A 2,008-nucleotide genomic window follows, 5' to 3' on the forward strand; every position below is an offset into this window, starting at 1 on the left:
CCGCCTGACAACGGAATCCACCCCGACCTGGCGCGGTGCGTGAACCACCCTCAACACGGCAATCTGGGATGAAACAACGGGATGAAACGCCCTCTGAGGACCTCATCGTCCAGGGCGCATGACCGTTGCTGTCCCCAGGGCTCGCCGAGAGGGTCGTATTGATCATATCGGCGAGCCGGTGAGGTCCGGAGTGTGACCGGACGTGCCGAAGCTCCGTCGGGCATCTGCGCCCGACGGAGCTTCTTGGGAGCTGTTTTTCATACCAGCGAAGACACGGACGCGGCAGGCTGTTACTGGCTTTGGCGGCTCAGGGTGCGACGGATAGATGGGTAGGCTGGTAGCCGGGTGTGGGCGGTGATGCCGTCAGATGCCGACGGCTAGCTGCTGCCCGTGCCCACGGTGCGGGAGCGCAGACGCGTGGGCAGATGGCACACGCTGAACATGCCGTGCACGGCGAGGCGCCGTGTGCGTCCCGCGTGCCCCTCACCCACGACGGCCGCACCCTCCCGATGACCGTGTCCCTGGGCATCGCCCGCGCCGCCGACCTGCCCGGCGAGGACACCGACCGCCTCCTGCGCGCCGCCGACACCGTTCGGCTCGGGCCTGCGCGCTTTCGGCGCTGTGAAGGCGGCGCATCATCTTTCTGTGTTGGTGCGTCTGGTTACTGTGTGTGGTTGTTGAAGGTGTGACGAGGGGCTATTACTGCTGGTGAGCGGTGGTGCGTGAAAGTAGTCGGACATTTTGTCTGGTTGAGGGTGGCGTTTGGTGATGGGCGCGAGGAAGAATGGACCCAGTTCCGCAGGGTCTCGGGGTTGATCCCCAGATCGGCGGCGACCTGCCTGATCGTCGCCTCAGGCCGCGACTGGTACAGCGCGACCGCGTCCGCCTTGAACTGCGGCGGATAGTTCCTCATGACCACGAGATGTTCGTTCTCAGATCCTCAGGATCCAGTGTCTCGTGTGTCCAGGATCAAGGGTCAAGGCCCATCCGTTACTGGCAAAGACTCAGTGGCTGCGACTGCAGGATAGGCCCGTATTGCCCATAACACGTACAAAGTTTACGCTTTAAGAAGAGTTAAGGCCCGGACAGAATGTCGCGAAGCACCGGGCGGTGGCAAGCAAGGATGGTCAAAATGCGATCAACAATTCGACGTTTGTGCGGTGTGGTCGTCTTGCTAGGTGGTCTGACGCTTGGCGTGAGCGGGATAGCGGCAGCTGCCGACGGTCCAGGATCGTGCACAGCACCTCCTGGAGCGTATATCTCCGGCGTCGCTCAGACAGAGGGCCACAGTGGCACCGTTAATCCTGGCAACGGCGGCGCGCCATTCGTCCCAAGATCCTGCCAAGTTGGTTGACCCACAGAAGTGCCCATCAGGCTCTTACTGACTTCTGCTCGTCAGGGTGAATCTTTGCGGACTTCCTGAAGTGCTGGGAGCGGTGGCTGTATCTGGTGGGGGTATGAGGTATGCGGATGGGGGCGGGCTGACCGTTGCGGGGCGGCGGCGCAGGGAAGCGGTGCGGGTGCAGGCGGCCGAGCTGTTCGAGCAGAACATCAAGCCACCGGAGGTCGCGCGGCGGCTGCGGGCGAGCCTGAAGTCGGCCTACGAGCCGGACGACGCCCGCGCCCGCTTCGAGGCCGAGGTGGAGCGCATCCATGCGGAGGAGGCCCGCGAGGTTGAGGAGGCCCGCGCCGCTGCCGAGCGCGCCGCCGAGGAGGCCCGGCAGCGGGTCGAGCAGGCGTCACGGATGCGGCAGCGTGAGGAGACCGCGCCGCCCGGGGAGTGGTCAAGGGGGAGCAGCTGCTGCCGCGATGTGGCCGGGCCCGTCGTGGGCGCTCCGCTCAGAGCGGCACCGTCGTGTGGCCCGTCCGGCGAACCGTTCGCCGTGGTGCGGTCGGCCGCTTCCTCTTTCAGCGTGCCCTGGCCGCACTGGTGTACCTGAAGAAGAACGACACGCTCACCCAGATCGCGGGCGGGTTCGGGATCAGTGTGGGCACCGCCCACGCCTAC

2 protein-coding genes and 2 pseudogenes are annotated in these 2,008 nt (G+C 65.3%); 3 read left to right on the forward strand and 1 reads right to left on the reverse strand.

Features of this window, described 5'->3' with window-relative positions; genetic code table 11:
* Nucleotides 1-509 precede the first annotated feature (509 nt).
* Nucleotides 510-689, forward strand: a complete 180-nt coding sequence (locus tag IF89_RS47320; RefSeq protein ID WP_199820635.1) for a hypothetical protein — start codon at nt 510-512, stop codon at nt 687-689.
* On the opposite strand, the gene IF89_RS50035 is transcribed toward IF89_RS47320, so the two are convergent.
* On the reverse strand, nt 662-913 hold the full coding sequence (locus IF89_RS50035; protein ID WP_158718124.1) for a transposase: 252 nt from the start codon (nt 911-913) through the stop codon (nt 662-664). The two genes, IF89_RS47320 and IF89_RS50035, sit on opposite strands and share 28 nt — an antisense overlap.
* Before the next feature lie 544 nt (nt 914-1,457).
* Here IF89_RS50035 and IF89_RS50040 point away from each other — a divergent pair.
* Nucleotides 1,458-1,607: pseudogene (locus IF89_RS50040) on the forward strand (IS630 family transposase); the annotation flags it as partial.
* 302 nt (nt 1,608-1,909) lie between these two features.
* Nucleotides 1,910-2,008, forward strand: a pseudogene (locus IF89_RS48755) (helix-turn-helix domain-containing protein); the annotation flags it as partial.

The sequence above is a fragment of the Streptomyces sp. NRRL F-2664 genome (assembly GCF_000719345.1).
Taxonomy (GTDB): domain Bacteria; phylum Actinomycetota; class Actinomycetes; order Streptomycetales; family Streptomycetaceae; genus Streptomyces.

What these genes read in the sequence shown, in the direction of transcription:
- IF89_RS47320 (WP_199820635.1), top strand. Translation starts at nt 510, where the DNA reads ATGACCGTGTCCCTGGGCATCGCCCGCGCCGCCGACCTGCCCGGCGAG.
- IF89_RS50035 (WP_158718124.1), bottom strand. Translation starts at nt 913, where the DNA reads ATGAGGAACTATCCGCCGCAGTTCAAGGCGGACGCGGTCGCGCTGTAC.